1 pseudogene is annotated in these 254 nt (G+C 42.1%); it reads right to left on the reverse strand.

Features of this window, described 5'->3' with window-relative positions:
• Positions 1-254, reverse strand: a pseudogene (locus tag TEPIDINF_RS15095) (RNA-guided endonuclease TnpB family protein); the annotation flags it as partial.

Consider the following 254-nt stretch of genomic DNA (forward strand, 5'->3'; position numbering starts at 1 on the left):
TTGTTTCATTTTTACAAGTTTCAGTTTCGGTAATTTGATATAGCCATCCAAAAGCATAATGTTTCCGTTGACCACGTTGGTTGTGTAGGACTGTCTCGCCTTGCGGCTTTTGAACTTAGGAAATTCAGCACGACCAGAGAAGAAGTTTTGGTATGCCTTCTGCAAATTCAGTTGAGCGTTTGCCAACGCAAGGCTATCGACTTCTTTGAGCCATGCAAACTCCTTTTTGTACTTGGCAGGAGTCGGGAATTTTT

The sequence above is a fragment of the Tepidibacillus infernus genome (genome assembly GCF_048898065.1).
In the GTDB taxonomy this organism is placed as follows: domain Bacteria; phylum Bacillota; class Bacilli; order Tepidibacillales; family Tepidibacillaceae; genus Tepidibacillus_B; species Tepidibacillus_B infernus.